This is a genomic window from Alkalibacterium sp. m-11, assembly GCF_054658155.1.
The window spans coordinates 1-318 of record NZ_BAAGIR010000423.1; the positions used below are offsets into that span (position 1 = coordinate 1).

The 318-nt window shown below is 39.9% G+C and carries 1 pseudogene; it reads left to right on the forward strand.

Annotation, left to right across the window (positions count from 1 at the left end):
- Window positions 1-318: pseudogene (locus ACYQ2O_RS13045) on the forward strand (IS21 family transposase); the annotation flags it as partial.

Below are 318 nucleotides of genomic sequence, written 5' to 3' on the forward strand. Positions count from 1 at the left end.
AAGATGCAGGGTTCAGAACAATGGTCTGTCGCCCTTTTCGCCCCCAAACAAAAGGCAGCGTAGAAGCTCTCGCTAGAACAATGGACCGGTTACGGGTTTACAATCATGAATTTTATGATTCGACAGATCTCATTCGAATCGTTGACGAACTTTGTGATGAATTAAATTCGGAAGTGTCTCAAGCAACGGATGAGATTCCTGATATACTTTGGAAAATTAATGAAAAAGAGCACCTCCATAAGCTAAAAGATGACTTGTTAAATCCTTATTTTGAAGACTCTATTCGCCGTAAAGTCACAAAGGAAGCAATGGTCATTT